This window comes from Microcoleus sp. Pol7_B2 (assembly GCF_036701035.1).
In the GTDB taxonomy this organism is placed as follows: Bacteria; Cyanobacteriota; Cyanobacteriia; order Cyanobacteriales; family Microcoleaceae; genus Microcoleus.
The window spans coordinates 1-26,403 of the sequence record NZ_JAUBQB010000088.1; the positions used below are offsets into that span (position 1 = coordinate 1).

29 protein-coding genes, 1 tRNA gene and 1 pseudogene are annotated in these 26,403 nt (G+C 43.3%); 19 read left to right on the top strand and 12 right to left on the bottom strand.

What is annotated here, in order from left to right; translation table 11 throughout:
- Positions 1 to 53: 53 nt before the first annotated feature.
- The 3 genes and pseudogenes from QUA57_RS24355 to QUA57_RS24365 form a co-directional block, all read right to left on the bottom strand.
- Positions 54 to 1,091, bottom strand: a pseudogene (locus QUA57_RS24355) (S8 family peptidase); the annotation flags it as partial.
- Positions 1,092 to 1,103: 12 nt separating this feature from the next.
- Positions 1,104 to 1,946 (bottom strand): hypothetical protein, encoded by an 843-nt coding sequence (locus QUA57_RS24360; protein ID WP_333064153.1) that lies wholly within the window; start codon positions 1,944 to 1,946, stop codon positions 1,104 to 1,106.
- A gap of 45 nt (positions 1,947 to 1,991) precedes the next feature.
- Positions 1,992 to 2,975: an AAA family ATPase gene (locus tag QUA57_RS24365; RefSeq protein WP_333064154.1), complete on the bottom strand. Its 984-nt coding sequence runs from the start codon at positions 2,973 to 2,975 to the stop codon at positions 1,992 to 1,994.
- Between the two features lie 579 nt (positions 2,976 to 3,554).
- Between QUA57_RS24365 and QUA57_RS24370 the strand changes: the two genes are divergently transcribed.
- Positions 3,555 to 4,073, top strand: coding sequence for a C39 family peptidase (locus tag QUA57_RS24370; protein ID WP_333064156.1), 519 nt, complete (start codon positions 3,555 to 3,557; stop codon positions 4,071 to 4,073).
- A 3-nt stretch (positions 4,074 to 4,076) separates the two neighbouring features.
- On the opposite strand, the gene QUA57_RS24375 is transcribed toward QUA57_RS24370, so the two are convergent.
- Positions 4,077 to 4,361 (bottom strand): hypothetical protein, encoded by a 285-nt coding sequence (locus QUA57_RS24375; RefSeq protein ID WP_333064157.1) that lies wholly within the window; start codon positions 4,359 to 4,361, stop codon positions 4,077 to 4,079.
- A gap of 53 nt (positions 4,362 to 4,414) precedes the next feature.
- Here QUA57_RS24375 and QUA57_RS24380 point away from each other — a divergent pair, with 53 nt between their 5' ends.
- From QUA57_RS24380 to QUA57_RS24430, 11 genes are all read left to right on the top strand, one after another.
- The gene (locus QUA57_RS24380; RefSeq protein ID WP_333064158.1) at positions 4,415 to 5,410 is read left to right on the top strand and encodes a hypothetical protein; all 996 of its coding nucleotides are present in this window, start codon (positions 4,415 to 4,417) and stop codon (positions 5,408 to 5,410) included.
- A gap of 168 nt (positions 5,411 to 5,578) precedes the next feature.
- Positions 5,579 to 5,872 (top strand): hypothetical protein, encoded by a 294-nt coding sequence (locus tag QUA57_RS24385; RefSeq protein WP_333064159.1) that lies wholly within the window; start codon positions 5,579 to 5,581, stop codon positions 5,870 to 5,872.
- Positions 5,873 to 6,229, top strand: coding sequence for a hypothetical protein (locus QUA57_RS24390; RefSeq protein WP_333064161.1), 357 nt, complete (start codon positions 5,873 to 5,875; stop codon positions 6,227 to 6,229).
- Positions 6,229 to 6,603, top strand: a complete 375-nt coding sequence (locus QUA57_RS24395; RefSeq protein ID WP_333064162.1) for a hypothetical protein — start codon at positions 6,229 to 6,231, stop codon at positions 6,601 to 6,603. The genes QUA57_RS24390 and QUA57_RS24395 overlap by 1 nt, the downstream gene beginning before the upstream one ends.
- A 6-nt stretch (positions 6,604 to 6,609) precedes the next feature.
- Positions 6,610 to 6,942, top strand: a complete 333-nt coding sequence (locus QUA57_RS24400; RefSeq protein ID WP_333064164.1) for a hypothetical protein — start codon at positions 6,610 to 6,612, stop codon at positions 6,940 to 6,942.
- A gap of 1 nt (position 6,943) precedes the next feature.
- On the top strand, positions 6,944 to 7,279 hold the full coding sequence (locus tag QUA57_RS24405; protein ID WP_333064165.1) for a hypothetical protein: 336 nt from the start codon (positions 6,944 to 6,946) through the stop codon (positions 7,277 to 7,279).
- A 71-nt stretch (positions 7,280 to 7,350) separates the two neighbouring features.
- Complete coding sequence (locus QUA57_RS24410) at positions 7,351 to 7,848, top strand: hypothetical protein (protein WP_333064166.1); 498 nt, start codon at positions 7,351 to 7,353, stop codon at positions 7,846 to 7,848.
- 104 nt (positions 7,849 to 7,952) lie between these two features.
- The gene (locus tag QUA57_RS24415; protein ID WP_333064168.1) at positions 7,953 to 8,945 is read left to right on the top strand and encodes a hypothetical protein; all 993 of its coding nucleotides are present in this window, start codon (positions 7,953 to 7,955) and stop codon (positions 8,943 to 8,945) included.
- Positions 8,946 to 9,000: 55 nt separating this feature from the next.
- Positions 9,001 to 10,242 (top strand): hypothetical protein, encoded by a 1,242-nt coding sequence (locus QUA57_RS24420; protein ID WP_333064169.1) that lies wholly within the window; start codon positions 9,001 to 9,003, stop codon positions 10,240 to 10,242.
- Between the two features lie 3 nt (positions 10,243 to 10,245).
- The gene (locus tag QUA57_RS24425) at positions 10,246 to 12,234 is read left to right on the top strand and encodes a hypothetical protein (protein WP_333064171.1); all 1,989 of its coding nucleotides are present in this window, start codon (positions 10,246 to 10,248) and stop codon (positions 12,232 to 12,234) included.
- A gap of 2 nt (positions 12,235 to 12,236) precedes the next feature.
- Positions 12,237 to 12,455 carry a hypothetical protein gene (locus QUA57_RS24430; protein ID WP_333064173.1) on the top strand — a complete coding sequence of 73 codons (219 nt, stop codon included), beginning with the start codon at positions 12,237 to 12,239 and terminating at the stop codon, positions 12,453 to 12,455.
- A 103-nt stretch (positions 12,456 to 12,558) separates the two neighbouring features.
- Here QUA57_RS24430 and QUA57_RS24435 read toward each other — a convergent pair whose 3' ends face one another.
- From QUA57_RS24435 to QUA57_RS24455, 5 genes are all read right to left on the bottom strand, one after another.
- Complete coding sequence (locus tag QUA57_RS24435) at positions 12,559 to 12,879, bottom strand: hypothetical protein (protein WP_333064174.1); 321 nt, start codon at positions 12,877 to 12,879, stop codon at positions 12,559 to 12,561.
- 155 nt (positions 12,880 to 13,034) lie between these two features.
- Positions 13,035 to 13,244, bottom strand: a complete 210-nt coding sequence (locus tag QUA57_RS24440) for a hypothetical protein (RefSeq protein ID WP_333064176.1) — start codon at positions 13,242 to 13,244, stop codon at positions 13,035 to 13,037.
- A gap of 180 nt (positions 13,245 to 13,424) precedes the next feature.
- A complete protein-coding gene (locus QUA57_RS24445) occupies positions 13,425 to 13,592 on the bottom strand; it encodes a hypothetical protein (RefSeq protein ID WP_333064178.1) in 168 nt (55 codons plus the stop codon).
- 328 nt (positions 13,593 to 13,920) lie between these two features.
- Positions 13,921 to 14,568, bottom strand: a complete 648-nt coding sequence (locus QUA57_RS24450; protein WP_333064179.1) for a DUF4339 domain-containing protein — start codon at positions 14,566 to 14,568, stop codon at positions 13,921 to 13,923.
- Positions 14,569 to 14,872: 304 nt separating this feature from the next.
- Positions 14,873 to 15,142 carry a helix-turn-helix transcriptional regulator gene (locus QUA57_RS24455; RefSeq protein ID WP_333064180.1) on the bottom strand — a complete coding sequence of 90 codons (270 nt, stop codon included), beginning with the start codon at positions 15,140 to 15,142 and terminating at the stop codon, positions 14,873 to 14,875.
- Positions 15,143 to 15,600: 458 nt separating this feature from the next.
- Here QUA57_RS24455 and QUA57_RS24460 point away from each other — a divergent pair, with 458 nt between their 5' ends.
- The 4 genes from QUA57_RS24460 to QUA57_RS24475 all read left to right on the top strand — a co-directional run bounded on the left by QUA57_RS24460 (position 15,601) and on the right by QUA57_RS24475 (position 20,017).
- Positions 15,601 to 15,822, top strand: coding sequence for a hypothetical protein (locus QUA57_RS24460; protein ID WP_333064181.1), 222 nt, complete (start codon positions 15,601 to 15,603; stop codon positions 15,820 to 15,822).
- Positions 15,823 to 15,987: 165 nt separating this feature from the next.
- Positions 15,988 to 18,162, top strand: a complete 2,175-nt coding sequence (locus tag QUA57_RS24465; protein WP_333064183.1) for a hypothetical protein — start codon at positions 15,988 to 15,990, stop codon at positions 18,160 to 18,162.
- A complete protein-coding gene (locus tag QUA57_RS24470; protein WP_333064185.1) occupies positions 18,159 to 18,404 on the top strand; it encodes a hypothetical protein in 246 nt (81 codons plus the stop codon). Before QUA57_RS24465 ends, QUA57_RS24470 begins: the two co-directional genes overlap by 4 nt.
- Positions 18,405 to 18,406: 2 nt before the next feature.
- The gene (locus tag QUA57_RS24475; protein WP_333064186.1) at positions 18,407 to 20,017 is read left to right on the top strand and encodes a bifunctional DNA primase/polymerase; all 1,611 of its coding nucleotides are present in this window, start codon (positions 18,407 to 18,409) and stop codon (positions 20,015 to 20,017) included.
- 45 nt (positions 20,018 to 20,062) lie between these two features.
- On the opposite strand, the gene QUA57_RS24480 is transcribed toward QUA57_RS24475, so the two are convergent.
- Entirely contained in the window at positions 20,063 to 21,124 is a 1,062-nt protein-coding gene (locus QUA57_RS24480) for a site-specific recombinase (protein ID WP_333064187.1), read from the bottom strand.
- A gap of 124 nt (positions 21,125 to 21,248) precedes the next feature.
- Positions 21,249 to 21,319 (bottom strand) — tRNA-Cys (locus QUA57_RS24485).
- Positions 21,320 to 21,393: 74 nt separating this feature from the next.
- Here QUA57_RS24485 and cpdA point away from each other — a divergent pair.
- From cpdA to QUA57_RS24500, 3 genes are all read left to right on the top strand, one after another.
- Entirely contained in the window at positions 21,394 to 22,275 is an 882-nt protein-coding gene (gene cpdA / locus QUA57_RS24490; RefSeq protein ID WP_333251387.1) for a 3',5'-cyclic-AMP phosphodiesterase, read from the top strand.
- Positions 22,276 to 22,466: 191 nt separating this feature from the next.
- Positions 22,467 to 23,945 (top strand): alpha-amylase, encoded by a 1,479-nt coding sequence (locus QUA57_RS24495; protein WP_333064190.1) that lies wholly within the window; start codon positions 22,467 to 22,469, stop codon positions 23,943 to 23,945.
- A gap of 202 nt (positions 23,946 to 24,147) precedes the next feature.
- Positions 24,148 to 24,924, top strand: a complete 777-nt coding sequence (locus tag QUA57_RS24500; protein ID WP_333064191.1) for an SDR family NAD(P)-dependent oxidoreductase — start codon at positions 24,148 to 24,150, stop codon at positions 24,922 to 24,924.
- A gap of 89 nt (positions 24,925 to 25,013) precedes the next feature.
- On the opposite strand, the gene cofG is transcribed toward QUA57_RS24500, so the two are convergent.
- Positions 25,014 to 25,964, bottom strand: coding sequence for a 7,8-didemethyl-8-hydroxy-5-deazariboflavin synthase subunit CofG (gene cofG / locus QUA57_RS24505; RefSeq protein WP_333064192.1), 951 nt, complete (start codon positions 25,962 to 25,964; stop codon positions 25,014 to 25,016).
- Positions 25,965 to 26,403 lie beyond the last annotated feature (439 nt).

Genomic DNA, 26,403 nt, shown 5'->3' on the forward strand with positions numbered 1-26,403 from the left:
TAATGAATCCCAAACATCTCAAAAACTGGTTTGCTAATTGCTGCTACTGTACCTCATAACATCCGGAAGTGCTGTAAGTCATTTTTGCTACTAAAAAGCGCCCTCTCCAGATTCGGAACACCATAACCATACCGACGCAATAATATAGATACTTTTTTACTCTGCGAAGGCTTTTTAGGTAAATTACTATACATTGCATCAGTCCATTCTGCGGAGTGAACTATTAACGCACGAACTGTTTCTGACCAGTATTCGGGATGTTCAGCCCAAATACGTGCTGCCATATAGCTACACAAAGCTGTTGCTGCGCTAGTATCTCCAGAAAGGTTAAATTGCCGTACATTTGGTTGATAATAAGTTGTCAGCAGTCGTAAGTCATCAATATCCATGCCAGGTGAATCAGTATCATCAGTTGCTAGGTTGCCCCCCTCAAAAGTCACATCTGGTCAGATAGGCCACTTATCAGTCCATAAAAGAGAAGTTCTACTTCGAGGTGAAAGGTCGCCAGGAGGGGCAATAGTTTGACATTTAGCATACCTTGGATCAACTATATTGACTTTATCGGTATAAGCACCAACAACAACTGCATTCCACGCCTGGGAGGGATTTTCTGCTTGGCTTGCATCATTGCGATGAGGATAGTCACTAAGCATGATGTCCCCTGCGATATTGCCAACCGGAATAACCATTAATCGCTGAGATTCAAAGCAGATTTGATCTACTGCTGCTGACCAAGAAGAAGGAACTCCTGTATTATTATGGATTTCACTCGTGACAGGCATACAAATAACTCGCTGGCGCTTTGGGTTGCTAATTTCTGCACGATAAACAGCCTCTTTCGTAATAGCTCCATAAAGCTTAGGGTCATTTTCTCCTTTGGCTGGAAGTATTTTTACGGATTCCAACCGATGGGTAAGATATACTTGGCTTGATGTGGCTAGTACATTATAAAGGTTGCCATACAGGGCTATGCCAGCCATGTCAGTACCATGACCCCGCCAATGTTTACTGTCTTCCACTCCCCAGTGTGGATTGCAAGTCAACAAATCTTCAGAAGCAAGGGCGGGTTTAATTAAAGGATGAGAGCGTGTAACACCGCTATCTCATAAACAAACAGCTAAATTAGTATTCGATGCTACAATAGTGCGATTTTCAAGGTCTTTGACCCAACTATCCTGTTCTTGCTCCATCTCAAAGAACATAGACGGTGAATCTTTGGCAAGGCGAAGTTCAGCAATTAAACCATTATTGTTAATAATTCGAGATAAGGTGGTTACAGAGGTCAATGCCAAAACTACTTCTCTTTCCGGGAAAGTAATTGAGTGTTCTGTTGTTCTAATCTTAAGTTTTTGGGCTACTTCGTTGAAATCTTTACGAAAGCCATAACGTAACCAAACTTCCCACCAAACTTCGTTGGATTCAGAGGGAAATAATTCTGTTTTATCCGTGAATAGCGCACGCACTGTACCTAAGTTAATATCATCCAATCCTGCGATTAAAGGCTCGTACTTTGGCTTGCCTGTTTCTGTTTCTTCATCACGGTAAGCTGCGATTTTTGATGCGAAAAAATCTGATGCTTTCTCTGGGACAAATATAGTTGCTGATACGGTTTCGTCTGCTTCATCAGAAGATTGAACAGCAAGCAACTCGATTTTCTTAGGCTTGTTTTCCAACAGCTCAACCGCTTTTAGTTCGCTTTTTGGGAGCTGGAACTCTAAATAAAAACCAGCTTCTCCAACTGCAAGTTCTGGTTCGCGCAATAATTTTTGTTGCTGATAATTTTCAAGAGCTTTATCAAAAGCTTGTTGCAACGTTTGGGCGTGTTCTATACGATTGCGAGGTGGAAAGGATTTTTCACCTCTTCCCCCTCCACGATATGTATAATTTTGGCTATCTCCCTTTACCACAATATAAAAATTAGGGAGATTCCTTTGGTATTTAGGCATTGGATTGAGAAGTTAATTAAAAAAATTACTGGGATTATACCGCATTTACTTAAAAATACTGCTTTTTCGTTCGAGAATCGCAGAAACTATATTTTCTTCAGATATTGAATCCCGATCAGAAATCACGGCTACTTTAGCAGCTTCATCTGCAGCTATAACTAGCTCTGCTTGGCTTAGTCCATCAGCAGTCTCGATAATATGTTGCCAATTTTCCCACTCAATATTAAAGAGGGATAAACGGGCTGCCAGCAGCTTACGGACAACTTCTCGATTTGGTAACGCGTATTCAATAACATCATCAAAACGTCTAAAAAGAGCCTTGTCTAATAAATCAGGATGATTAGTCGCCGCAATGATTAGACTTTGGCTATCATCATTCTCCAAAAACTGCAAGCAGGAATTTAAAACTCGACGAATCTCTCCAACATCATTAACCGCAGCACGTTGCGAACCAATGACATCAAACTCGTCAAAAAAATAAACACCTCGTGTTACCGCCATTGCATCAAATATCAGTTTGAGTTGATTAGCCGTATCACCCATATATTTCGTAATTAACCCAGTGTAAGCAACAGTAAAAAGAGGGAGTTTTAATTCTCCAGCCAGAGCAGCGGCGGTCATCGACTTCCCCGACCCTGGTGGCCCAACTAAAAGTATTTTACGGCGAGGCTTGAGATTATACTCAGCTAAACGATGTCGCTTAGCTTGTTCTATAATAATACGTTCTAATCTTTTTTTTAACGATATAGGAAGAACCATGTCAATAAATCTGGTGTCTGAATAGCAAACTGACACAAGGTTTACTAATTCTCCCTTGGGCTGGACGAGCGGCGTGCGTGAAGCTTTGTGTTCAATCACAGATTTACGCTCTTTTGCTTTATCGATAAGAATTTGGATTTCTTGAGCAACTTTAGTGTGTCCTTGTCGTGCTTCATGTGCAGCCATCTGTAGAGCCACAGAAAAAAATTGTTGCTCCTCATCTTCGAGGTAACTCTTTAAGAGTGCAATAACATGGCGGGCTGTTGACATAATGGGTTCAAGCTGGACAAATCTCCCAGGATTTAGTAAAGCTAGAAATCTGACTTTACAACTTTATTATAACCTGCCCTCGGTAAATAAATATGCTAAATACTATTATTTCAATCATACCTTTATAACAACAAATCTACTATAAAAGGGTACAAAAATCAACAATTGCAACAGGAATTGATATCATCCCATGAACGTCAAAATGCCCACAGAGTATTTGCTTTCAATCTATTCGGAGAATCCGAGTTAGGTCAATATTTTGGCAGATAACTGGCGAAAGAGATTGTTGCGATCGCACAAAAATACCCCGCTGACAGCAGGGACAAAACTCTGTCATCACTGACAAAGAGTTTATTACTTTAGAAATTAAAAAAGGCGGCACCCAGATTTGAACTGGGGGTGGAGGTTTTGCAGACCTCTATACGATGTCGAAAGGTCCTGTCTGTTAAAGGTCTCAAAACAAGCATACCAAAATTGCATTAAATCTGCATTAATAATGCCGTTACATCCTTTAACCTCCAGCCAAAAATAAAATCTACCTTTGCTAGTATTAATTTGCATAGCTTACATCCAACAATCATGAATATCGACTGTATAAGATTAAACATTCCCTATAAGTCCCAAATTGATAATAAACTGCATCCTAGCGGAACCTGTAACACTACCAGCATCGCAATGATAATGGAAGGGCTAGGAGTTAAACGAAAGAATCCATCTTTACAGCTAGAGGACGAATTAACAGCGCATATGCGAGATACTGGGTTAAGCCGTCACTCACCCCAAGATTTAGCGCGTGTTGTCCGACAATACGGACTCAAAGATACATTTAAAGATAATGCCACTATTGAAGAAGTCAAAAAGCACTTACTAACTTTCAATGGTGTAGTAATCCATGGATACTTCACCGACAGTGGTCATATCGTAGTAGGCACAGGATTTAACCGCCGAGGCTTTTACATACACGATCCATGGGGGGAGTATTTTGATTCAGGATACCGAAACGATTTGCCAGGAGCGCATTTACTTTACAGTTATGATTTAATACGGCGTACCTGCATGACGGACAATCAATTTTGGGTGCATTTTATTTCTAAGTAACACTCAAAATCCTGTATCCTCACTTTCAAACTGTTTCCTAAAAGCTGCTTCAATTTCTTGTATAGTTCCGCCCGGTTTGTAGCCTGTTTTTTTGGCTAATACATTTTCTATATCAGTAATGCGACCGGAGACGGAGATATACAAACCCATCAAAGCCATCTGACGATTAAATATAACACTTAGTCGCTTAAATACCGTAGTAGGTAGTTGAAAGCATACATAACACGCCCCTACAAAGCTGCCAATTTTAATAATAGTATCTACCATATCCGCATTAACTTGTGCCATAATTTTTATTGAAAAATACAGTAAGAGTTTAATTTTAACTCAGGAGTTGATTTATGACAACAACTAAAAAGCCTCGCGTAGCAGACTTAAAATTAGATAAAGACGAACCAAGTCTTTTATTTGCTATGCAGCAAATGCTAAGCACAGGGGGTGTAGATTTTAAAGAATGGTGGGAAAATTGGGAAGAAGGGTATGATAACCGAGATGACAAAAAATCAAATTTTAAAATTAAAGAATGGCGTAAAATTGGCGAACGTCCTGTATATACCGAAATTACACCAGCAAGCAAAAATGGTGGAATTAGGTCGATTGAGTATACACCTAATAAAAAAAATCCAAAAATTAGTTTCATGTGCTCTGGTACGGATGCACAAATCATTAATCAAATTGTACAAATAGAACATTTTCAAATAGCTGCTGGTGTAGATTCTCTATCTGCTAAAAATGCTAAACCACCTTTAAAAGGGTTTCCACTTATCAAGTTAACTTTTTATCAATCTTACGATGATACAAAAAAACGAGTTGATGGAACTCAAAAAAGCCCAACACGCGGAATCAAATATATTAGAATGCCTGGTTTTACTGACGACCAAGCTGTAGTAGATTTTGGTTTGGCTCAACTCGTAAAACCTGTTGATGTTAGCAAATGGGCTAAAGGTATTTTAAATACTTTTGTATTGCCAGGTTTATATAGGTGGGACAAAGGTGAAAACGTTATTAGTTACACTGGTATGATTGCACGGCTGCAAGGTATAGAGGGTTGGGCATATTGTACAAATGAAAACGAAGGCGAAAAACTTTTTACAGCTATGTTAATTGCTGTAGGCAAAAAAGTAGATCCATTAGGATTTAATTTTAGTGGAAGTACGGAACCAGCTAAAAAGTTTTCACCTACTAAACCAACCAAAAAGGTATTAGGTCAAGAATGGAATGCCGACGAACTTAGACCTACTGATACCGTGATTTTTAACCGTGCCGACCTTTGGCTACCTAAAGTAGGTACAAACATTCCTTTGGTGCAGGGTACAGCATTAATGTACAAAAATTAAAGTGTGGACTTGTGCAATCCTGTATAGGGTTGACAGTAAGTTTGTCCGTGCGTTTAAAGCTTTACATTTAAAAAATTAGAGCTATGCTGAAAACATCCTTTAGAAAGATGTTTAATTATGGTTTTAGCCTCGTTTACAGTCGAAAGAGCGGGTACAGGAGTACTGTTAATGCGCTTAGACGATACAACCTACGATTCTGTAATTGCTCCTATTGTTGGCGCTACCAAGCTTGCTGGCTCCCCTCCCGATGGCGCTAGTAGCGAAACTACGGTGGAGGGAGTTAAAAAGGGAGTTATTGGGTCAATTAAAGTTTCTTACAAAATAGGAACTAAGCGTAAAACCTCTCGATTAGTTGTCGCGTTACCCAAAATGGATACAGTTATAAATGAATTGCCTGGTAAAGCTTTTCGGACAGGTATTATTACAAGTGCCAAATTTCCAACACGTCGGAGGCTGCGTTAAATGGTAGCATTGAAAAAAATGCAGGTAGTAATTTCTGGGTTAGGACAATTAAATGGTACTTACTATTTCATGTCTAATCCATTGCTATATGCAAGTATAGGTTCAATTGTGGGCATTACACCTGCGATAGAACCTAGTAAAGTTATCCATCGTACTGAAGATTTATCTTTGTACGGGGTATTGGAAACTATAGCTGTGACAGTAGGAACTACGCCGTTAAACAGACGGACTGTAAAATTGTATTGCAATAGTTTACTGGCAAAACTAGCGGAAAAAGCTTTGATTGGGAAAACTATTCCCCAAGGCGTTATTACAGGAGTTAGCCAAGACTTGAAAGCACAGGAGTATTTAGCGTAATGGGCAAAGGAGTTACATTTAAAAGCGATAGCGAAGGCACTCCAAATTATGGCTGGATGTCAACAGCCAAAATCTATACAGGGCAAGTGGCCGCCGCTACAGGCTTAACAGGTAATCAGGACATTCCTAGCTCTGTCGTTTCCGTTCCTCATAGGTTACAAGATTTGTTAGCAGCAGGAGAACTTAAGCGAATAACGGTTGTTCTTCATGACGGGGCGGGAAAACGTACTAACCGCACTCTTTATATGGCTAGTGAACAAGTAGCGACCTTTAGAAATCCTGTTGCTACTGGAGGTTTAATTGGTGCTACTATCGACGGCAAAACGGTACTTTCTGTTAGTATTCCTCGCAAATCCTCAAATCGGTTGGCTTAAAAAATTGTGTCTACCTTGTCCTCTATTCCTGTTTATAAAGAATCGGTTTTATTAGGACTAGAACCTTATAAAATTCCTGTGTTATTTTCGGGTTCCACAATAATTATTGAACCCAAATTTCACAATAATTTTATTAAAGGTTTTGCAGGTTTTCTTATTCCTGCGGTTAATACAGAAATAGGGGAAATTCAACACAAATGGATGCCTACTTGGATTAACAGTAAACAGTTTATCAATTTTGCAATTCCGTATTTCCCCAATACTTACGAACTGTATTTTAAATCAGGAAATATTTTAAGGGGCAATACTTTTACACTCAATATTTGGGAGATAACTTGAAATGGCTGAAGATGTAACAGTTTCTAGTTGGTACAATAATCTTGGTACAACGATTCAACCAATATTCAATACCGCAGCAATGTTAACAATTACACCTGCCAATGTAATTTTTTCAGCGGTTGAAGCCTATCGAGAAAGTCAAGAGGCTTACAATACCGGAACAAGTGTTCAAGTGGGAGAATTTATTAATTTTGTTTCGCCTATTCGACAAGACGCTACCCCGACCTTTGATAGTGCAGGGGAGTTAAGCTCAGTTAAATCGGTCACTTTGCGAGCAAAAATTATTTACGCCCCTGAACCAAATATTGCTCCTAGCAATTCAGTTACACTTATTTAACGTCCATTAGCCCGTTAATATTAGCATTAAATGTTAACATTGGCGGGCTAAATACTTAACAAGGCAAATTAATGGCGGTTATTGTATCTGGCACTGATGAAACTTTTACAGGCACAAAATTAGAGGACAAATTGTGGCAAGCTATTCACCACATTCAAAATGGTGAAAAACTAATAACTGATTCAACGGAACGGTTTAATGTCTCCAAGGATGATACTTTTAATTTAACTGGTGACTTTACCTTGCCTGGTGCTTTAGTTTGGAACGAATCAACAGCTACATTCAAGGAAGAAGCAACGCCTTATTTGTCGTCTCTTGCTTTTACTCCTGGAAGTCCATCAGGGACGTTTAAGGCAACAACATTAAGTCAATATTTTATTGATTTGATAAAATATTGTATTATGAAACAAAATCTACAGGCGACGACACCAGCAGGCTTAAAAAATGTTACTCTAGAATTTGATTATAACTTGTTGCTGTTTTCGGGTACATTTAAACTCCCTTACACGGTAGAACTTTCAGCCGATGGGGCGATAATAGAGAGAGCGGTAGAATGGATTGTGACTTAGTAAATAAAATAATTGTTACCTGGTTAGTTGCCGCATGCCTTCAATGTACAATCTTAGGTTTTGTAATTTGTTATTATTCAATAAAAATAGTAAGGAATAGATAAGTGACAACTACTACAGTCGTTAAGACTTATGGCGTAACTATTGAAAATAGTTCTTTAGCTTTTAGTACGCCTGGCGTGACTCCCGGGCAATGGTTACAAAATTTTGCTTCTGATGCTTGGAATGCAGTCAAGGCTGGTGTTCAGTCGGCTTTAGATTTAGGTCGAAGAATGTTAGAAGGTGGAAGAGAGGTGCTTTCCGCTATTGCCAGAGGTGACATAGGTATATTTTTAAATTGGTTTAAAGAAGACCCTAAAGCGGCTATTGCAGGAGGTGCTGCTGTAGGGTTAGCGGGGTGGTTGATAGCTGGTGTCACAGGTATCGGCACTGCATTGTCTGGTGCGACTTCTGTGGCGTCTAGTGCTATTGGTTCCATGTGGGCAACATTAGGTTCATATAAGCTGGGTGGAATCACTTTAGGTGCTATGCTGCCAACATTGCAGCAGGCAATTTTAGGAGGCAGTAGAGTTGTTATTAATACTGATTGGGCGCAATCAGACGCTTCAATTTTGGCTCAATTACAAGGGCAATATAAAACTTTTTTAGAAAATGTAGGAGAAGGAGCTGGTCGCTTAATTGTAGGCTTGGCATTTGGTGGTGGCAAGGCTAATCCAAAAATGACGATTAATATCACAGCAGCAGCAGCATTAAGTATTGTTGCTGAAAGAGAAGGGTCAAGAATTGAAGAGGAAATGATAGAGGCACTGTCAGAACTTGCTAATACTTTTGTGAGGTATGCAACTAATCTTTTGGGAAAGTTGGGTTATTTGCAATTTAGAAAATGGGCAAGAATGAATGTTCGCACCGGAATAGAAAAAATTGACAAAAAAATACAAAATTGGGGCTTAGAAGAAGGAAGTAGTTGGAGCATCGCTCAACAGATACAAACCAGAATTGATTCAATAGAAGAAACTAACCCAGAATTGCACGCTTTAATTGAAGGCGTCTACTCAGGGTTGGGCGAAGGATTTAGCGATTTTGTGGCTTTTGTGTAGCCTTCGTTAGCTTAATAATATCATTCAATGATAACATTACAAGAGTGAGCGTCTAATGCCAGCTACTGTCACCCGTACTTTCCCTGTTAACTTAAATTCTAGTTATACACCTAATTCGATTATTGAATTAGTTCATTTTAGGGATATGACATTTGATACTGATGAGCGAGTAGGAATTTATTTAGAATCGTGCTTTTGTAACATGAATCTTAAAAGCTTTCAGCCTGGGTCTATTCCTGAGTTTGAGGGCGATGAATCAGAACGGGAAAAAATGAGTTTGTTTACTCAGTCTGAAAATAAATCACAAAAATTAGGATTAAAAATTTTAACGAGAAAAAATAATACAGGAGATTGGCGTAAACGTGCAGAAATTATTTTAGTAAATAGAGAAAGAGAAGATTATTTTGATTTGTTACAGCCATATTTAGCTAAAAATGCGGTTAGAATTTTAGAAGCAAATGATAGTATTGCAGTTCAACTCGCGGATTATGGCAATGGACTATTAAAAGTAACTGATTTTATCGGTATCGAATTTGGAATAACAATTACAATTGAAAAAAAAAATAATACTAATTATTTAGAGGCTCGATTAAGTGCCATTGAGTTTGCTGTTAAAGATTATTTAACAAGCGTATTACCTGGTAATTTGTTAGGCAGAGATGATATATCAGGAGGCGTGCAACTTATCCCTCAGAATAGATTTGCATTGTCTGGTGACATAGAACAGGCAATAATTGACTGGGTGGGTACAGCTCCAAGCAATTTAAATACTTTAATTGAATTTGGTAACGCAATCAACAATGATGCTAATTTTGCTGCAACCGTCACAAGCGAAATAACTAATCTCAATAGCCAGCTAATTAATTTTAATAATCAATTAGCTGCCTTAACAACTCTGGTCACCCCTATTGATGCGCCTAGAATAATCACTTTGACAGGCAATTTAAATTTTGCATCCAATACTTGGTTTGACGTAGGAACGTTTAATAATATTGGGTTATCTTTGGTTTGTACCTTATATGCTTTAACTATTAACATTCAATATGGAGATGGTATTAATAGTTATGAACACTGGCAATATGCTGGAGGTACATTAATTTCTTCTATTCGCTGGAAAGCCGGAGGGATACAACTAGCAACAGCTTTTAAAATGGAAGCGCACAATGGAGATGATTTTATATGCTATGCAAGATTTAACGTCAGCAATATAAATCGAACTTTGCAACTATCTTTTGACGCTCCAATTGCAACACACAGCCCTACTACCTTGCAAGCAACCTTACGACGAATAGTGTAATATATGCCTCCTAGTCTTAAGAAATCTGGTAGTGATTTATCGCGTCCAAGTCAGCCATCTGGTAGTTTTGCAGCAAGCAGAAAACCCACTGAAAACGCTGCTACAGCTAAAGGTTTAAACTTTTCGGCGGAACAAGAAATAGGAACGACTAACGGCGTAAAAGTTACAGGCAAGTTAACTGTAGGCGTTGATAATTTAATAGCTCAGCAAGGGATAGCAATTGAAGCCGATGCCACCAACAAAACCGTAGGAGTAGGGCTTAATGTAGGTTCACCAAGGGGCAAATTAGGTGTAAACATTGGTGGCAAAATTGGATATGACGAGCAAGGTAAATTATCAATTAGAGGTGCTGAAGCAGGGATTAATATTGCTGGTTTTGGTGGCTCTGCAAGTATAGACGATGAAAAAGGAGTTACTGGATCAATAAGTATAGCAGGGGCAAAGGTAGAGGTTGCCGTAGCTCCGGATGGTAAAAAAAGTTTATCACTTTGCTATGGCATACCTGGTGGCGAATTGTGTGTGACATTTGAACCCGATCCAAATACTCTCATACCAGCACCCACACCCACACCCACACCCACACCCACACCCACACCCACACCTCCTGCAACACCATTTATTCCGCCTGCAATTGAAGCACCTTTAATGCTTCCTGGTATTGAGGCACAGCCCAGTACAAAATTCTGTAAAGTTGTAATTAAAGTCGATAGTTTCTATGCAGAATTCCTGGATAATGGGTATAGCTCCCCCGACCCAAGACAAAGAAATAGTATAGGAGAATTTAGAGACACAACTTTTGACATAACCGACAATACCGTTTTGTACAAAGTAATTACAAAACGGTTTAATTCGTTATTTACCGAATTAGACTACACCACTCAATATATGGATAGTGGTACTTTTAACAAGCCTTTTGTTGGTTCTAATGGATTTACCTACAAAATGGTTAATAAGCCTAATGTTTTTTGTTATGTTAGTTTCGTGCGGGCTTTATATCCTAATAGGGGATGGAATGATTTTGCGATAAAATTAGAAGGGCATGAGAGTGCAATTTATGATTACATAAGCCGTACTTACCAAAAAAGAGACCAAAGATATTTTATTAGAACAGATGGGCGAGGGTTGTTTGCCAACATTCCTACAGTTTTACGTGCCGGCGACCCTACAAATTTAAAGTATCCAACAGAAATTTATCCTGATGTTGTAGGAATAGACCCGAATAATATCAGTTACAAGGTTTTAAACTATGTAGTAACTATTTTGGAATCAAGTTGTTCTTTGCCAGAGCTTCAGCCCCCGCCACCAAAGTTACCACCTCCGCCACAATTAGTTAAAATAAATTTACCCAATTATCCTCAACACTTTAATCCTATGGACTGCTGCGATAAGGTAAATGAAATTTATAAATATCTTGGGATTGCCAAAATGAAGAAAAAATTCAAAATTGCCAATCAATTCCTTGCTCCGGGCGCCACGGGTAACACTGAATGCGAAGATTATTATGCCTTACAAGAAGCGCTATTTAGAATGCTTGCAAATGGGCTAGTAATTAATCCTACGTCAGCACCTAATGGTACACCGTGGCAATCCGCTAACGCTACAGCATGGGCGGGACAAATGTATGAAATGATGGCAGAATCAATGTCTGACGGCAATAGCACTCAAAAAGTAGAGATAGCTGTGATAATGCAGTTAGCACAATTGATGAAAGTCAATGCCGAACAAACTAGAATGATTCAATTTCTTTCTGAATGTATTGGCATTACTCCCGACCTAGACACTGAAGATATTCCGATATGCTTTACCGTTCATGAGGCGCATAAAGGCTTTGGCAAAAAAGATAAAAAGTTAATTGACATCAATGCTGCCAAGACTGACAAACAGGTAGAGAGCGTATTGGCGACAATGCTTCAGCCAAGCAAAATTCCTATCAGCACTTGGAGATTTAAACCTGATAGTATATCTATTATCGAAGCGTTAAGGCAATTATAATTATGGCAGCCAAAACACCAGGAACAAAAATTAAGCCTAAAGCTAATAATGCTACGGCAATTATTAGGCAACAGTTCAGCGACAAACGAGAGGCATTGATTAGACAAGGACAGGTAAATGCAATGATTATCCAAAACGTTTTGGGATTAGACAAAGATGGAGACATGAAAGATTTTATCCGGGGGGCTACACAAAACCTCAAAGAATCCAAAAAGACATAAAAACAACGATCGCACTTGAGGGCAAGCACGATCACACAGCAAGGATAGAAAAGCCCATCTGCCTGGACTGCCGCGCCACTAAGGCAGGTGCCGCCGTCGAAGACTAGAAGGGGATTGGGTCAAAATCAGCCTCAGAGTTAGAACTAGAATTCAGATCGTTCTCTGAGGCTGAGGGCTTTGGGTTGCTATCGTCTCTTAGCTCCCGCAATTCACACATCTGAGCATCAAAGCGAGTCACCAAATGTCCTGTCAAGTTCATAGCTAGTTCAACGAGGTCATCATATTGATCGACGCCATATCGACCAGAGGCAATCATGGCTGCCAGTAATTGCGTTGCCATGACCTCGCCGTGAGGCTGCGGGTAGGTCGGATCGTCAAAGTAGTCGCGAATCTTCAACCTTTGCTCAAATGTAAACCCTTTCATTACAAACTCCATTTACGATCACGAACACTCCACCTATAGCCCAGGCTCTTGAGGTTCTCATACAACACGGAACGGTCTAAACCCTTGCATCCTGGGAGAATAGCGAGAGCCTGTTCGTACTTCTTAAGCTTGAGTGCCATAGTTCAAGAGATTTTCTATCTGTTTCTCAAAGCGATCGCCTTCTCGACTAGAAGGAGAACAAAACCAGTTATTTGGGCGGCCAAAAAAAGGGTGTCACAAAAAGAAGGATTATTTTCGTTGGCACGTGCAGCACGGCGATCAAGAACGAACTGAACGTGACGCAAGTCGGCCGCACATCCACTAAGTTCTTCATCTTTGTTATCGTTTTCTATTGTTGCTTGCATAATCTCCTGACCTAAAATCTAAAATCTAAAATCTAAAATCTAAAATCTAAAACCCGCCAAACCAAAAGTGTCCGAATTTTCGGACACTCTGGGATTTACGAGGATTATTTTCGCTCTGGCCAAGTAGAAAATCAGCCAGAGGAATGCCCGTCTTTCCGGGCTGTCACCGCTACCAATATCCTAGTTTTCGTGTGTGGTTAACGTGCCCAACTTAACCAGCTCAGGCAATGCTGGCTGCCCGTCTTTCCAGGTGCTGTCAATGCCATTCCTTACTAACCGCCCGCTGGCATTGGGTCGAGCCGTACTTTCCGGCTGCCAGCCAGTTGTTAAGAGCTGCTGCACACTCATTGTGCCGTCTCTCCGGGCTGTCACGCCAGCAGGTACGCTCAGCGTTTAGCGTCTCGTTCTCTCCGAGATGTCACGCTAGCTTTCGTTCTCAGCGTCACGCTCCGACCTGGAGGATGATGCAGGCTTCAAACCCGCCGCAATGCTACTTCTTAGGTCACTTATCAGCATCAGTAGCCTAGCTGTTAGTTACTTGTTTGGGATGTCAATATTAACTCTTGATAGTCGTATCCTCTGTGCAGCAAAGCTTTGAACAAAAAGTCCAATAAATTAGACTTTTGACTCAAAGCTTTGCTGATTATTTTCACTCTGGCCAAGTGGAAAATCTTATCTATTTTTCGGTGAGATATGCCGCAAGTTCGGGGATTTCACCGGCGCGCTGCCACTCAGCTTCCCCGCGCCGCACCTTGGTTCGGGCTGTAACTTTCTGGACATCGAGGAGCTGTAACTTGGTGTACGGCCCTTCAGCGTTGCCACTGCGAAAAACGTACCATTCAGGAAGTTCAGGGGTTGCTTCTGCGGGTTTCGTAGTTTTCATCCGGCTCATGCCAGATTCGGCTCTGAGCTTGTTAAGTTCTTGATCTGCGGGATTGGGAGCGGCTACTTTACGGGTATGTGATCGCTTTTGTGTCGGCTCCTGGGCTTTGGCTTTAGCAGCTAATTTAGCTGCGCGCCGATGCCTCGCCCACAAATCGTACTGGTAAATGTAAGCCGAGACGAAAAACATCCCGATCGGAATCATTTCTCGCGCGAATTGGATAAGATTTTGCCTGAGTATTATCGACTCGAAATCATCGGCGTCAGCTCTGGGTATCTGCAACACTTGGGAAAGAACGAAAACCGTAACAACAAATGCTACAAAACTGACAATGAGAGCATTTAGCCCTTCTCGCCAGTGCGATCGCTCCAAACCACAACGGTCAGCTAGGTACTGACGAACCGGAGCAAGCTTAGGATGTGCTGGTAGATATTTCAGCAAAAGCCTTGTGGCAGATGTTATTGCCCAATGAAAGAAGGTAAACAAGAACGGTGTGAAAAGCCAGACTCCAAGAAGGACACCAACAACGCTCTCACCATATTCGAGAGATTGGGACTTGACCTGAACAGTGAGAGCATAAGTAAGTCCGAAGGCTCGTATCCATGAGATAGGATAAGGAAGCCACTTTGGCCACGTGTTCATGGTGGGATAACTTGACGGGATATCAATATTGTCTCACCGGGCCGATAACTTAATGGCTTAGATGTCAGCCTCTCCAGGTTAATAGCTGGGGAGGCTGAACTATTTAATTTTCAACGTTCTGAGAAGAACCAGACACCATAACAGATTTGTTTAGCGACTCGAAAGCCTCAACTAGCTCATCAAGAGTGCACTGGTAGACTTCCATCATTTGCTTGACCTTGGACAGTGGCAAGTGTGGAACTGAAAGACCTCGCTCCCATTCGCTCACAGTGGACTCTCTAACGTCGAGAGCCCGAGCAATTTGGCGTTGAGTTAATCCAGTACGTTTTCTGAGATTCACAGGAGTGGGTTGACTTCTTTGGTCTTGACTCATATCATAGTAGAAACTAACGCTAAGCGCAAGCGCTAACCGTTAGTTTGGTAGAAGGACAAAAATAGCAGGCCGTGGACGCTAATCACCGGCCTGCTACCTCAAATATAAAGTTCACTCAAGAACGAATAAACCAAGCGGAGAGCTGTGTAAGTCCTACGGGCTTCAGCGTGCGCTTGCCGTTGGTTCGATCGAGAGCTTTTCCTTCTTGTAACCCAGGCTGCACCTGGTCGCAAGAAGGGGTTCAACACACAGGGCTATCACCCCTCATCTGCATATGTGCTCAAAAACTTTCAAACCAAACCCATTCCGAGGCAGCGGCCGCTAAATTTTCCAGCCAACCAGAAGAGGAGATGCCTATGAAGCATTAGACCGATCCGAACAGCCTTATCTCAATCATTCGTTCTCGGCGATCGCACTTCTCACCCAGCGATCGCCTTTCCCTCCCACCCCTAACAAATATGAACAGAAGCCGAGCCTTCCTTCACGAGACAAATATCAACCAAACCAGAAGAGAAAAAATCCTCAAACTACTAAGCACGGGCCCCAAAACAGCTTTTAAAATCTCCTGTTTGATGCCAGAAGAGTACATCGCTAGCGCAACAGTATTGTGTCGCCTCCGCGAATTGCAGGCAGCAGGACAAGTTCACAGAATCGGCGATTTTTGGAGCATCAAATCATGACAAACCCTCAACAGCCTTTCAAAGTCGGCGACAGAGTAAGGCGGACAAGGGATCAATGGAGAGTCGGGACGATCGTCGAAATTTGTCAAAAAAAAGGCCTAGCTTTAGTTCTTTGGAAGGTACGACATTCAAGAGTTGAACTCCATTATTTAACATTGGACAGCCATGACAATAGCAACAACCGATAGACCAAAACTTACGACCCAAATGGGTCGCAAAGAGGCGGAACAAATCACAAACGACATTCGCGCTAACTTCGACAGCTTGGGCAAAATGCTGCTCGAAGTGCGCGAGCGGAAAGGCTTCTTAGCCCTTGGATATCAATCGCTCGAAAGCTATTGCCTTACCGAATTTGGCAAAGGCAAAGCCAGAGTATATCAACTGATCGAGGAAGCCAAGATAGAGGAAGGCATCACAGCCGAACTGGCCGCTTCAGATTCTCCAATCAAGTCTCTAAAAATGCCCGGAACCTATCTCCGGGAGTTAAAGGTGCTCGAAACACCGCGCCAACAAATCGAAGCGATCGCCTACGCTAACAAACTGGCTAACAACGAAGGCAAAACCAAGGCGACAATAACTCACTTACAAGCAGCCATCAACAAACTCAACCCCAAAAAGGTTGAACAGACCAAGCAGATTCTTAAGACAATAGGATTCGACAAAGGGGCAGAAGTCGAAGTGTTAGAAGGTCGCGCCAAAGGAGAGCGCGGCGTCATCCGAAAAATAGATAAGAAGGGAGTACACGTAGAGTTTTACAGCGGCAACTCAATGCCGATCGCTTGGGATGTCAGCGAGTTAAAAGTTGTTCCCGCAGAGGAAAGACCAAAGCGGCCGGCAATGATGGACACCATCAGTATCGGGGATACAGTTCAGATATTCTCCTCCAATAATAACAAAGGTAAAACGGGAGAGATAGTAGCAAGAATCAACGATAAACAAGCATTAGTCCTAGTCGAAGGAGGACGCAAATCTGAGATACCTTACGCCGAATTAGAGCGAATTGAAATAGTTAATGAGACTCAAGCCCAAGCTACAGATTTAATTTGGGCTGGAATCTGGAACCCACTATCAAGCTGGTATTACAACGCCAAGGCAAACGAAATTCATTCGTTTGGATGCCCAGATTTAATTTTTCAACCACAAGCCAAATGCCCCAGCCCCTCGGATTGGCTGGAAAAGTGGAGACAAAAAAATATTGCTGCCATAGCAGATGCACTTCTGACTAAGGACGATTTGGCCGCTCTAGTAGTAGCCACCACCAGCAAAATGAGCCCGGAACAAAAAGAGGCTTTTTGGGGAAAAATAAACGTCAGCAAATCCCACTCGGAAGCAGTCGGACTAAGGATAGAAAATAGCGAGCTGCGAGCGCAATTGCTGGAAGCAGAAGCAGCAATTCAGTCAATAGTGGATGCACTCGAAACTTCAAGCCCAGGGGACACCGCAGCACAGAGGGACTTCTTACTAGAAAATACCTCCGAAATTTCAAGCCCAGGGGACACCGCAGCACAGACGGACTTCTTACTAGAAAATACCTCCGAAATTTCAAGCCCAGGGGACACCGCAGCACAAACGGATTCTTGGAAGCAATTACTAGCAAACAATGGCTTTACACCTGTCCCCTACGAATTAGAGGGATCTTATAAAGGTCACTGGCGAGGATGGAAATTATTTTTTCATGCCCCAAATGGTGGAGTAACAGCAATAGACATTGCTAATGAGAAAGAGGAGATGTTTGCGCGGTGCACAGAAGTTGATTTCGATATTAATTTAGATAACGAAGAAGCAATCATCGACTGGACAAAAGGAATTATCAACCAAGTCGAAGATTTCTGTCCCGGTCAGTTATCGCTATTCTCTGAAGAATTTTCGCCACTAGAAAACATCCTTGACCAACCAAACCAAAACTGGCACATAGACTGGCTCAATAAAAATTTCCCGGTACCCCCCAAAATTGCTCACGACAAAAGCAAAGATTCTCTTGTTGGAAAGATTCAGGAAAGTTTAGAGCAACTGTTAGAGAAAGCAGACAACTTGGTTAAGACATTGGACGTTAAAAGTCCCAATTCTAATAAAACCAAAAGAGAGAGCCGATTGATTAAAGAAAGAGAAATTAAGAATGTCAGGCAGTCAATTAAGAATCTAGAACTTTTCCAGCACCTTCAAATCGGAATGCTTGTTAACCATCACCGAGACGCACAAAAAATTGGCGTCATAGCAAACCTCACCATGTCTGTTGGTGGGATGCCCGAGGTATGGGTGAAATGGGATGCAGATTCAATTGAAACGTCGGAGAGCGTTCATCTTCTCCAATTCCTAAAAACAGATGAGGACGAATCATGAAGAAAGAGTTTGCAAGCAAAAATGCAGGGCTGTCGCTCTCAAAGGACTGGGTTTCCAGCTCCGACGCCACCACAGCATTAGGCATTAGCATACGGCATCTTTACCATTTGAAAAGCGACGGCACTTTTAAACAAGGCAAGCATTTTCGCGATATTCGCCGCACCAATTCGATGCGCCCTACTTACCGATGGAATTTGCCAGCCCTCCAAAAAATCTTAGATAAAGGGCCCGAAATTCGCTAACTATGCCTACCCTAACCGCCAGCGAATCCCTACTAACACTCCCCGCCGATTGGATTTTAGAACCCGTCATCGGCAAACGGCCTTATAGAAAAAAGTGGACAGAGACAAATCTCGATCGCCTGGCCGCGCTCGCAGAATTAGAGAGCGGCAAAGCTACTGGTTTGGGCTTGAAATTGGGCAACGGGTTACTGGCGATCGACATTGACGGGGAATCTGCCGCCAAACTGTTAGCCAAGCTGGCAGGGGAAAACAGCCTGATAGATTTTGCGAAAACAACCGCCTGGACAAGCAACCGCGCCGCTAGGAAACAGTGTCTTTTTTCAGTACCCGAAGCAGATTGGCACCGCATCCGCACTTTGCGAATTGGTACAGGTGTATGGGGTAGCGACGGCAAAGAAGAGTGCTTAGAATTTCGCTGGCTCGGAGCCCAAAGCGTACTGCCACCAAGTATCCATCCCAGCGGCCAAGCCTACACTTGGATCAACAATCCGCTAACAAATCCACCGCTGCCAGCCCCAGAATGGCTGATAGAGCTTTGCGAGAACTGGCACAGCGAGTATGCCGGTGCTGACAAGCTTGATTTGGTGCGCTTCCCTGTACGATTGTTCGCCCATTTTGGCCGCCAGATGGCAGTCTGGATGCTAGCGCGCCGCTTCGATCTATCGCGCCGCAGCGCGGACGGCAAACCAAAAGGATGCGGAATTGGTAAATTTTCCCTCACGGCAGCAGCCAGAATTTTAAATCGCAGCGCCGGGCACATCCGAAAATTATTGTGCGCCGCCAAAAACTCAGGATTGATCCGCAATTACCTACAGCGCGGCAACTGGGTTACAGTTTTCTATTCCAGCCTCGAAAGAGCGATCACTCTGACCAACATTGAAAAGCTCGGCCCGATCGCCGCCGTCGAAATTGATGATTTAGCTAACCTCCCCATCATCGCTACAGAGGTGGAGGCACAACATTTGCAACGCGCATCTTTTCACCGGCAACGGCAAGAAGAGATGCGGCAAATACAAGCCCAGGGCCGGAACCCTGGGCAACCGACGCAGCTAATTGCGCCGAACGCTTTGCACACCTGTGAAAAACTGGCGCGGGTACTGGGAAGAAGCGAGCGGTTCATATTCTGTGAATCGGATTTCCGCTTTTACGGCGGAAGTCAGAAGGCGATCGCAAACAGTCGCGGGGTATCTACCTCGACTGTTAGCCGCCATTTATCAAATGACTACAGATTGGCGGCAGCTCCCATACGAAAGTTTCGTCAGGAGTTGCCCCCCATTCTCAAAAAGCAGCTTGTAGAACGCCTGCCACTCCTTCAAAATATGCCATCGCACTTATGTGTAGAGGACGGCTTATTTTTGATGGGTGGGGAATGGTGGAAGCCTCACTGTAATGTCTACGGTTTAGATCATCGCCTTGTGTCAGCTAGGCGGCGGAGGGCCCACATTCAGGCTGCAATTGATAAGGGTAGCTTATTCTCTGAAAAAACGGAGGCCAAAATTTTAGACAATAAGTTTATTTTATCAGACTCTTCTTTTCTCAAGAAAGAGGGAGAGTCAGAGCGGGGAAAAGTTGGGCAAAAAAACCAGGACAAGGAAAACCAAAAACGATCATGACTCAGCAATAACCGTTAAAAGTCTAATATTTTGGACTTTTGCCAGCTAACTTTTACTACGCGCCACCAGCAAGTCATAAGCCTGCTGCTGCTCTCGTTCGTTAAGAGCTAAATGATAAGTTTGGGTGTGCGTGTTCAAGCTGTGGCCCATTTGCTTAGCTGCCAGAGAGACATCTAGCCCAAAACTTATAGCCCGAATCGCCCAGGCGTGCCGCAAGTCGTAAGCACAGAAACCAGCAGGCGATCGTGCAAAAAACTTACACACGCGAGCACCGTAATCCGCATGACACGCGCCAGTCACGGGAGGACGCTTGATAGTTGCCAAGTCCCACTCTTCGGCCCATTCGGGACGTAGCGGCCAGCATTGCCGATACCCGGTTTTACTCTCCAACACCTGAGCGATCGGAAATTTGCTCAGGTCAAGGTAGAAAGCTTCGTGGTCGCGCAGCCCGTAGGTCGCAAGAACCCCATAAACCCACTGCCATTGGGGGTTCTCAATCTGTTCAAAAACTCTCGCTATCTCTTCATCAGAGGGAAGCCGTCGCGGTTGCACCTTTGCCGGCGAGTAATTTCCGATCAGCGCGTTCAAGTCAACTTTCAAACCAGCAAACTCGGCAAGTTGGCGGAACGCCAAGCAAAATCGCCGGCGTTGCCTGGTGTTTGGTGTCGTTTTAGTGATCGCATCAAGGAGCACTTCGACAGAAAGAACCTGATCGGCAGGCAACTGATTAAATGGGCGAGAATAGTCCGTTTGCCAAGTAGTGGCAGAAACGGCAGCTCGCTTGCTTTGCTCAAACTTCCCAAGCCAATCGGCGATCGTCTCTGATTTTTGTGGAAGTTTGCGATCGTACAAATCCCAGCTAAACTCCTTGGCATCTCGCAAATATCCCAGCTTGCGGGCTTCCTTTTCGGCTAGCGATACGCCAGCCGGATTTGCCTGAATTTTCAAAGCAATTTGCTGCTGAGAAGGAGATGATTTACCCGAGCCCGGACGCGGTGGCAAGCTAGCCTGAAGGTAAAGGCGATCGCCCCGCTGGAGGATACTAACGCCGATTTTGCTTGCTTTCAATCGGCCGTTAGCTTGGTTGAGTTTTGCCGAAATTTGCATTGCATTAAATTTGCATTACTTTCTGCGATTCATTATGCACGATTAAACATGATTTACAATTTGTAATAACGCTCAAAACCTTGCCATCTAAGCGTTTTAGCAATGCACAAAATACTAAAAACTAAGGCGGCACCCAGATTTGAACTGGGGGTGGAGGTTTTGCAGACCTCTGCCTTACCACTTGGCTATGCCGCCGTCACGTCTGAAATTTGACGTTTTCTTATAGTACACCAAATCTCGAAAATTTTAACATACCTGTCAAAATTTTCGTGAAGCGCAGCTATCCCGTAGGGAATCGCCCTTTTTTCCCACACCTCCAAAACCCATCCGAGGCTATTCTAGAACTACATCGATCGCCCGTAACACCAGCCATGACACCAGTTTCTCCCCTACTCGTCGCCCAAATCACCGACACTCACTTGTTTGCAGAGATCGATCGAGAATGGAAAGGCCTCTCAACAACCCGCACCCTCCAAGCAGTTCTCGATCGCCTGCAACAGATACAGCCGCCGCCCGACTTACTCCTACTCACAGGCGACTTGTCGCAAGACGAAACACCCGAATCCTACCAACGCCTCGTCTCCCTCATCGCCCCCCTCGGAATACCCGCCTACTGGATACCTGGGAACCACGACAACATCCCAGTCATGGCAGAAATATTAAATCAGTCGCCTCTTTCCCCAGAAAAATCATGGATGCTAGGAAACTGGCAATTTCTATTACTTTCGAGTGTGGAAGCGGGATGCGACGGCGGGCGACTTTCCCCAGAAAGCTTGCATTGGCTCGACTCTCAACTGCAACAAACCGGCGATCGACCTGTTATCATTGCCTTGCACCATCATCCTTTGCCGATCGACTCTGAAATAATGGATGGAATGATGCTGCACAATGCCGATGAATTTTTCGCAATTGTCGATCGATATCCTCAAATCAAAATAGTCCTCTGCGGCCACATTCACCAAGAATTTCAACAACAGCGGGGTTCAGTTACCTACTTGGGGACACCCAGCACCTGCATCCAACTTTTACCTAAAAGCCATCCGATTATCCTTGACGAAATCCCGCCGGGATTTAGATTGCTTGAATTGGCGATCGACGGTACTTGGAACACCAGAGTTGAGCGAGTTGCCGAAGCATCGCCACCCTGTTAATAATTTTCGATAGGCTGAAAATTATTATTATCAAATTTACATTTTTTTGTCAATCCATCAACAGATAGATTGTGGTGAGCAACCCCATCTATTATGATATTTATTAACGATAGATTGCAGACCTACGTAAACTAGCAAGCTACGAACAAAAATCTATCTGGCAATATTACAAAATAGGAAAAACTAAATATATGTCTGAAGTCAATGGCGTCATGATGCAGTATTTCCACTGGTACAGCCCCGACGACGGCAGCCTGTGGAATCAGCTAGCAAAATCTGCAAAAGATTTAGCGAAAATAGGCGTTACATCCCTTTGGTTGCCACCCGCCTATAAAGGAACTGGCGGCGGTACGGATGTGGGTTACGGCGTCTACGACTTATTCGATTTAGGCGAGTTTGACCAAAAAGGATCGGTACGAACGAAATACGGGACAAAAGATGAGTATTTGGCCGCGATTAAAGCTGCCCAAGATGCAGGAATTCGGATTTATGCCGATGTTGTGTTCAACCACAAATTAGGTGCCGATGCAGAAGAAGAAGCCGAAGCCACACCCTTCCATCCCGATGACCGCAATGCCACAGTAGGCGAATATCAAAAAATCAAAGCTTGGACGCATTTTACCTTTCCCGGTCGCGACAAAAAATATTCCAGCATGGAGTGGCATTGGTGGCATTTTGACGCCATTGATTACAACGTTTACAACACAGAAACCCATGCAGTTTACCTACTAAAAGGCAAAGAATTCGATCGCGGGGTAGACTTAGAAAAAGGCAATTATGACTACCTGATGGGTTGCGATTTAGATATGGATCACCCAGAAGTCAGCGGGGAATTAAAATACTGGGGTGAGTGGTATGTCGATACAACAAACGTTGACGGCTTTCGCTTCGATGCTGCCAAACACGTTAAAGCAGAATTTTTCCAAGAATGGTTGGAACACGTCCGCCACTATGCCCAACGCGACCTATTTGCCGTCGGCGAATATTGGTCTTACGAAGTGGAAGCTTTGCACTACTTCCTAGAAGCAACGAAGGGTAAAGTAGCCTTATTTGATGCACCCCTCCACTACAACTTCCACGCTGCTAGCAAAGCCGGTAATAGCTACGATTTGCGAACAATTTTTGATAACACTCTCGTTCAACAGCAACCCGCCCTCGCCGTTACCTTGGTTGATAACCACGATTCTCAGCCTTTACAATCCCTAGAATCAGTTGTCGAGGCTTGGTTTAAACCCCTTGCCTACGCTTTAATTCTGCTGCGGCGCGAAGGATATCCGTGCATTTTTTACCCGGATTATTACGGCGCTAACTATAAGGATAAAGCAAATGATGGCAATGAATACGAGATTTGGTTAGACAAACATCAGTTTATGGTAGATAAATTCTTGTTAGCGCGCCAAACTTATTCCTACGGCAATCAGTACGATTACTTCGACCACGCCAACACTATTGGCTGGACGCGACTCGGAAATGAAGAACACCCGGGCGGCATGGCTGTGGTACTCAGTAACGGAGGCGATGGCACTAAGTTTATGGAAGTCGGACAGCCGAATCGAACTTATATTGACATCACCGAACACATCGAAGAACCTATCACCACCAATGACGATGGTTGGGCTGATTTTCGGTGTAACGCCGGTTCTGTTTCGGTGTGGGTGCCACAGCCGTAAGAACTGCGTTAAAATTGACGTACTCCTCTGCCTAAAGTAGGGTGTGCACTGCACACCTTACCGCTATAATTAGTACATTAAACCACTTTTTCCTTTCATGATTTTGATGACGAAAAGTTGTTTGTAGTGAGGACTTTAGTCCTCTCTCTAGTATTATTTTTATGCTATGCGATCGCCCAAGAAAATATTTATATAAAAAAATATGAAACTTTCAGAAAAAGTTGCAGTTATTACCGGCGGTGGGTCGGGAATTGGTCATGCAGCAGCAATTTTAATGGCCAAGGAAGGCGCCAAAGTTGCTATTATCGATCACATTTTGGAAACGGGGCAAGAAACCGTCCGCCAGTTGGTCAATGAAGGAGGCTGCGGGCTGGCTATTGCCGCAGATGTTGGAGATTCTCAGCAAATGCAAAAAGCGTTTCAAACAATTTTTGATGAATATCAAAGAATAGATATTTTGTTTGCAAATGCGGGTATTAACGGTGTATGGTCGCCGATAGAGGAGATAGAACCCGATGAGTGGGATCGGACAATTAACACCAACCTCAGAGGAACATTTTTGGCTGTTAAGTATGCTGTTCCTCATCTGAAAAAACAAGGAGGTTCAATTGTAATTACATCCTCGATTAATGGCACCAGAAGTTTCAGGAAAGTTGGTGCCACGGCCTACGCTTGTTCAAAAGCTGCCCAAGTAGCCTTTGCCAAAATGCTGGCGCTAGAACTCGCAGCCTGCCAAATCAGAGTCAATGTGATCTGTCCGGGCGGGGTGCTAACTGCAATTGAAGAAAGCACCGTTAAGCGCCATCTCGATCGCATTCCAGTCCCGCCTGATTCCATTCAAGACATGATTCCTTTGACGGATAATACCGCAGGTTCTAGCGAAGAAGTCGCCCAATTAGTCTTATTTCTGGTATCACATTCCTCCAGCTTCATTACAGGTACTGAAGTCTGGATTGATGGTGGCGGTTCTTTGATTTAAAATCTCAATAGTTTATTTTTATTACTCGGCGGTTGAAACCGCTTCTACACAAACGAAGTCCGCCTGCGCGGACTAAGAAATAAGAATTTCTAATGACTAACTCTCCATTGTTGAACAGCAGTTTGCAATGTCTGCGGCAGCCACTTATCGTACTGAGGATAAACAGGCAAACGCTGCACAAGTTGCCATCCCGATGTTGCTAAAATTTCTGTTAAAGTTTGGTGTTGCAGGTGAGGATAATCGGGATTAACTTCATCCCGTGGCCCAATTCCTCCTAAATCTCTAGCACCTGCGTCTAAACAAGCCAGCAATATGTCTGGCTGTGCAACTAAATTCGGGGGAATTTGCAGCCTGATTTCAAATGGTAAAATGCTGCGGGCGATCGCAATTACTTCCGGCATTTTTGTAGCATCAAAAACTTCACCGTCCCAACTTTGCTGATTTCCCGGACTGTGTGGCTGGAGGATAACTTCTTGAATGTGATTGTAACGCGAATGAATCCGGGCGATCGCCTCTAATGTCTCCACCCAATCTGCCTCACTTTCCCCAATTCCCAGCAGCAAACCAGTTGTAAACGGAATCTTTAATTCCCCAGCCCATTCTAACTGTTGCAGCCGCAGCCCCGGCACTTTACTCGGTGCGTGCCGGTGAACCGTTTGTAACAAATGTGGGGCAAGCTGTTCTAGCATCAGCCCCATCGATACATTTACCTCTTTTAACAGTGCCATCTCCTCAAAGCTGAGCGGCCCCACATTAGTATGTGGCAAAAATCCCAGAGCAAGTGCCAGTTCGCACAAATCGTAAATCCGCTGCAACCAAGCTTTTCGCCGTTGGCTGTGAGGGTGTACCTCGCCGCTGAGGATGAGAATTTCAATTACACCTTGAGTTTGCAGCAAGTTGAGCTGTTTTTCGGCTTCTGGTAGCGTCAGCCAAGGACTTTGCAGGGGTTCTGCCCGAAAATTGCAATAGGTGCAGCGGTTAAAACACTCGTAAGTGGGAACCAGAGTATAAGCAGGGCTGTAGGTAACGGTGCGGGACATTCCTTGGGATTTTTATCGATCGGACTTGTGCAAGAACATATATCTGTGCAGTGAGAGTTTTGCGGTTGGCGATCGCAACCCTTCATCTATCTTAACACTGACGCAAGCCCGGAATCTCGTTGCTTAGGTAGATTATGAGTCTTCTTCATTGGTGGGCGATCGTCCACTAATTCCGCATTCTGCTTTTAAACTCCTTATACAGCAAGCCTTATGGCTTTTAAAAAGCATAATTTATGACACCTATAAGAAAAACTGTGCTTAAAAGGCCTTTACAAACTGAAATAAAAGCTTTATGTTTATTTACATGGCGGAACACAAAGCCGTCACGAACATTGAAAACCAAATAAAGCAATCATAAACAAATGACAACAACCTTACAGCAGCGCGAAAGCGCCAATGTCTGGGAACGCTTTTGTGAGTGGGTAACATCAACCGACAA

Bases quoted from the DNA above. Each gene is read 5' to 3' on its own strand.
- QUA57_RS24495 (WP_333064190.1), top strand. From the start codon at position 22,467: ATGTCTGAAGTCAATGGCGTCATGATGCAGTATTTCCACTGGTACAGC.
- QUA57_RS24465 (WP_333064183.1), top strand. From the start codon at position 15,988: ATGACAATAGCAACAACCGATAGACCAAAACTTACGACCCAAATGGGT.
- QUA57_RS24385 (WP_333064159.1), top strand. From the start codon at position 5,579: ATGCGCTTAGACGATACAACCTACGATTCTGTAATTGCTCCTATTGTT.
- QUA57_RS24420 (WP_333064169.1), top strand. From the start codon at position 9,001: ATGCCAGCTACTGTCACCCGTACTTTCCCTGTTAACTTAAATTCTAGT.
- QUA57_RS24435 (WP_333064174.1), bottom strand. From the start codon at position 12,879: ATGAAAGGGTTTACATTTGAGCAAAGGTTGAAGATTCGCGACTACTTT.
- QUA57_RS24405 (WP_333064165.1), top strand. From the start codon at position 6,944: ATGGCTGAAGATGTAACAGTTTCTAGTTGGTACAATAATCTTGGTACA.
- QUA57_RS24360 (WP_333064153.1), bottom strand. From the start codon at position 1,946: ATGCCTAAATACCAAAGGAATCTCCCTAATTTTTATATTGTGGTAAAG.
- QUA57_RS24460 (WP_333064181.1), top strand. From the start codon at position 15,601: ATGAACAGAAGCCGAGCCTTCCTTCACGAGACAAATATCAACCAAACC.
- QUA57_RS24430 (WP_333064173.1), top strand. From the start codon at position 12,237: ATGGCAGCCAAAACACCAGGAACAAAAATTAAGCCTAAAGCTAATAAT.
- QUA57_RS24455 (WP_333064180.1), bottom strand. From the start codon at position 15,142: ATGAGTCAAGACCAAAGAAGTCAACCCACTCCTGTGAATCTCAGAAAA.
- QUA57_RS24370 (WP_333064156.1), top strand. From the start codon at position 3,555: ATGAATATCGACTGTATAAGATTAAACATTCCCTATAAGTCCCAAATT.
- QUA57_RS24445 (WP_333064178.1), bottom strand. From the start codon at position 13,592: ATGAGTGTGCAGCAGCTCTTAACAACTGGCTGGCAGCCGGAAAGTACG.
- cofG (WP_333064192.1), bottom strand. From the start codon at position 25,964: ATGTCCCGCACCGTTACCTACAGCCCTGCTTATACTCTGGTTCCCACT.
- QUA57_RS24380 (WP_333064158.1), top strand. From the start codon at position 4,415: ATGACAACAACTAAAAAGCCTCGCGTAGCAGACTTAAAATTAGATAAA.
- QUA57_RS24440 (WP_333064176.1), bottom strand. From the start codon at position 13,244: ATGCAAGCAACAATAGAAAACGATAACAAAGATGAAGAACTTAGTGGA.
- QUA57_RS24365 (WP_333064154.1), bottom strand. From the start codon at position 2,975: ATGTCAACAGCCCGCCATGTTATTGCACTCTTAAAGAGTTACCTCGAA.
- QUA57_RS24500 (WP_333064191.1), top strand. From the start codon at position 24,148: ATGAAACTTTCAGAAAAAGTTGCAGTTATTACCGGCGGTGGGTCGGGA.
- QUA57_RS24410 (WP_333064166.1), top strand. From the start codon at position 7,351: ATGGCGGTTATTGTATCTGGCACTGATGAAACTTTTACAGGCACAAAA.
- QUA57_RS24390 (WP_333064161.1), top strand. From the start codon at position 5,873: ATGGTAGCATTGAAAAAAATGCAGGTAGTAATTTCTGGGTTAGGACAA.
- QUA57_RS24470 (WP_333064185.1), top strand. From the start codon at position 18,159: ATGAAGAAAGAGTTTGCAAGCAAAAATGCAGGGCTGTCGCTCTCAAAG.
- QUA57_RS24480 (WP_333064187.1), bottom strand. From the start codon at position 21,124: ATGCAAATTTCGGCAAAACTCAACCAAGCTAACGGCCGATTGAAAGCA.
- QUA57_RS24375 (WP_333064157.1), bottom strand. From the start codon at position 4,361: ATGGCACAAGTTAATGCGGATATGGTAGATACTATTATTAAAATTGGC.
- QUA57_RS24425 (WP_333064171.1), top strand. From the start codon at position 10,246: ATGCCTCCTAGTCTTAAGAAATCTGGTAGTGATTTATCGCGTCCAAGT.
- QUA57_RS24395 (WP_333064162.1), top strand. From the start codon at position 6,229: ATGGGCAAAGGAGTTACATTTAAAAGCGATAGCGAAGGCACTCCAAAT.
- QUA57_RS24475 (WP_333064186.1), top strand. From the start codon at position 18,407: ATGCCTACCCTAACCGCCAGCGAATCCCTACTAACACTCCCCGCCGAT.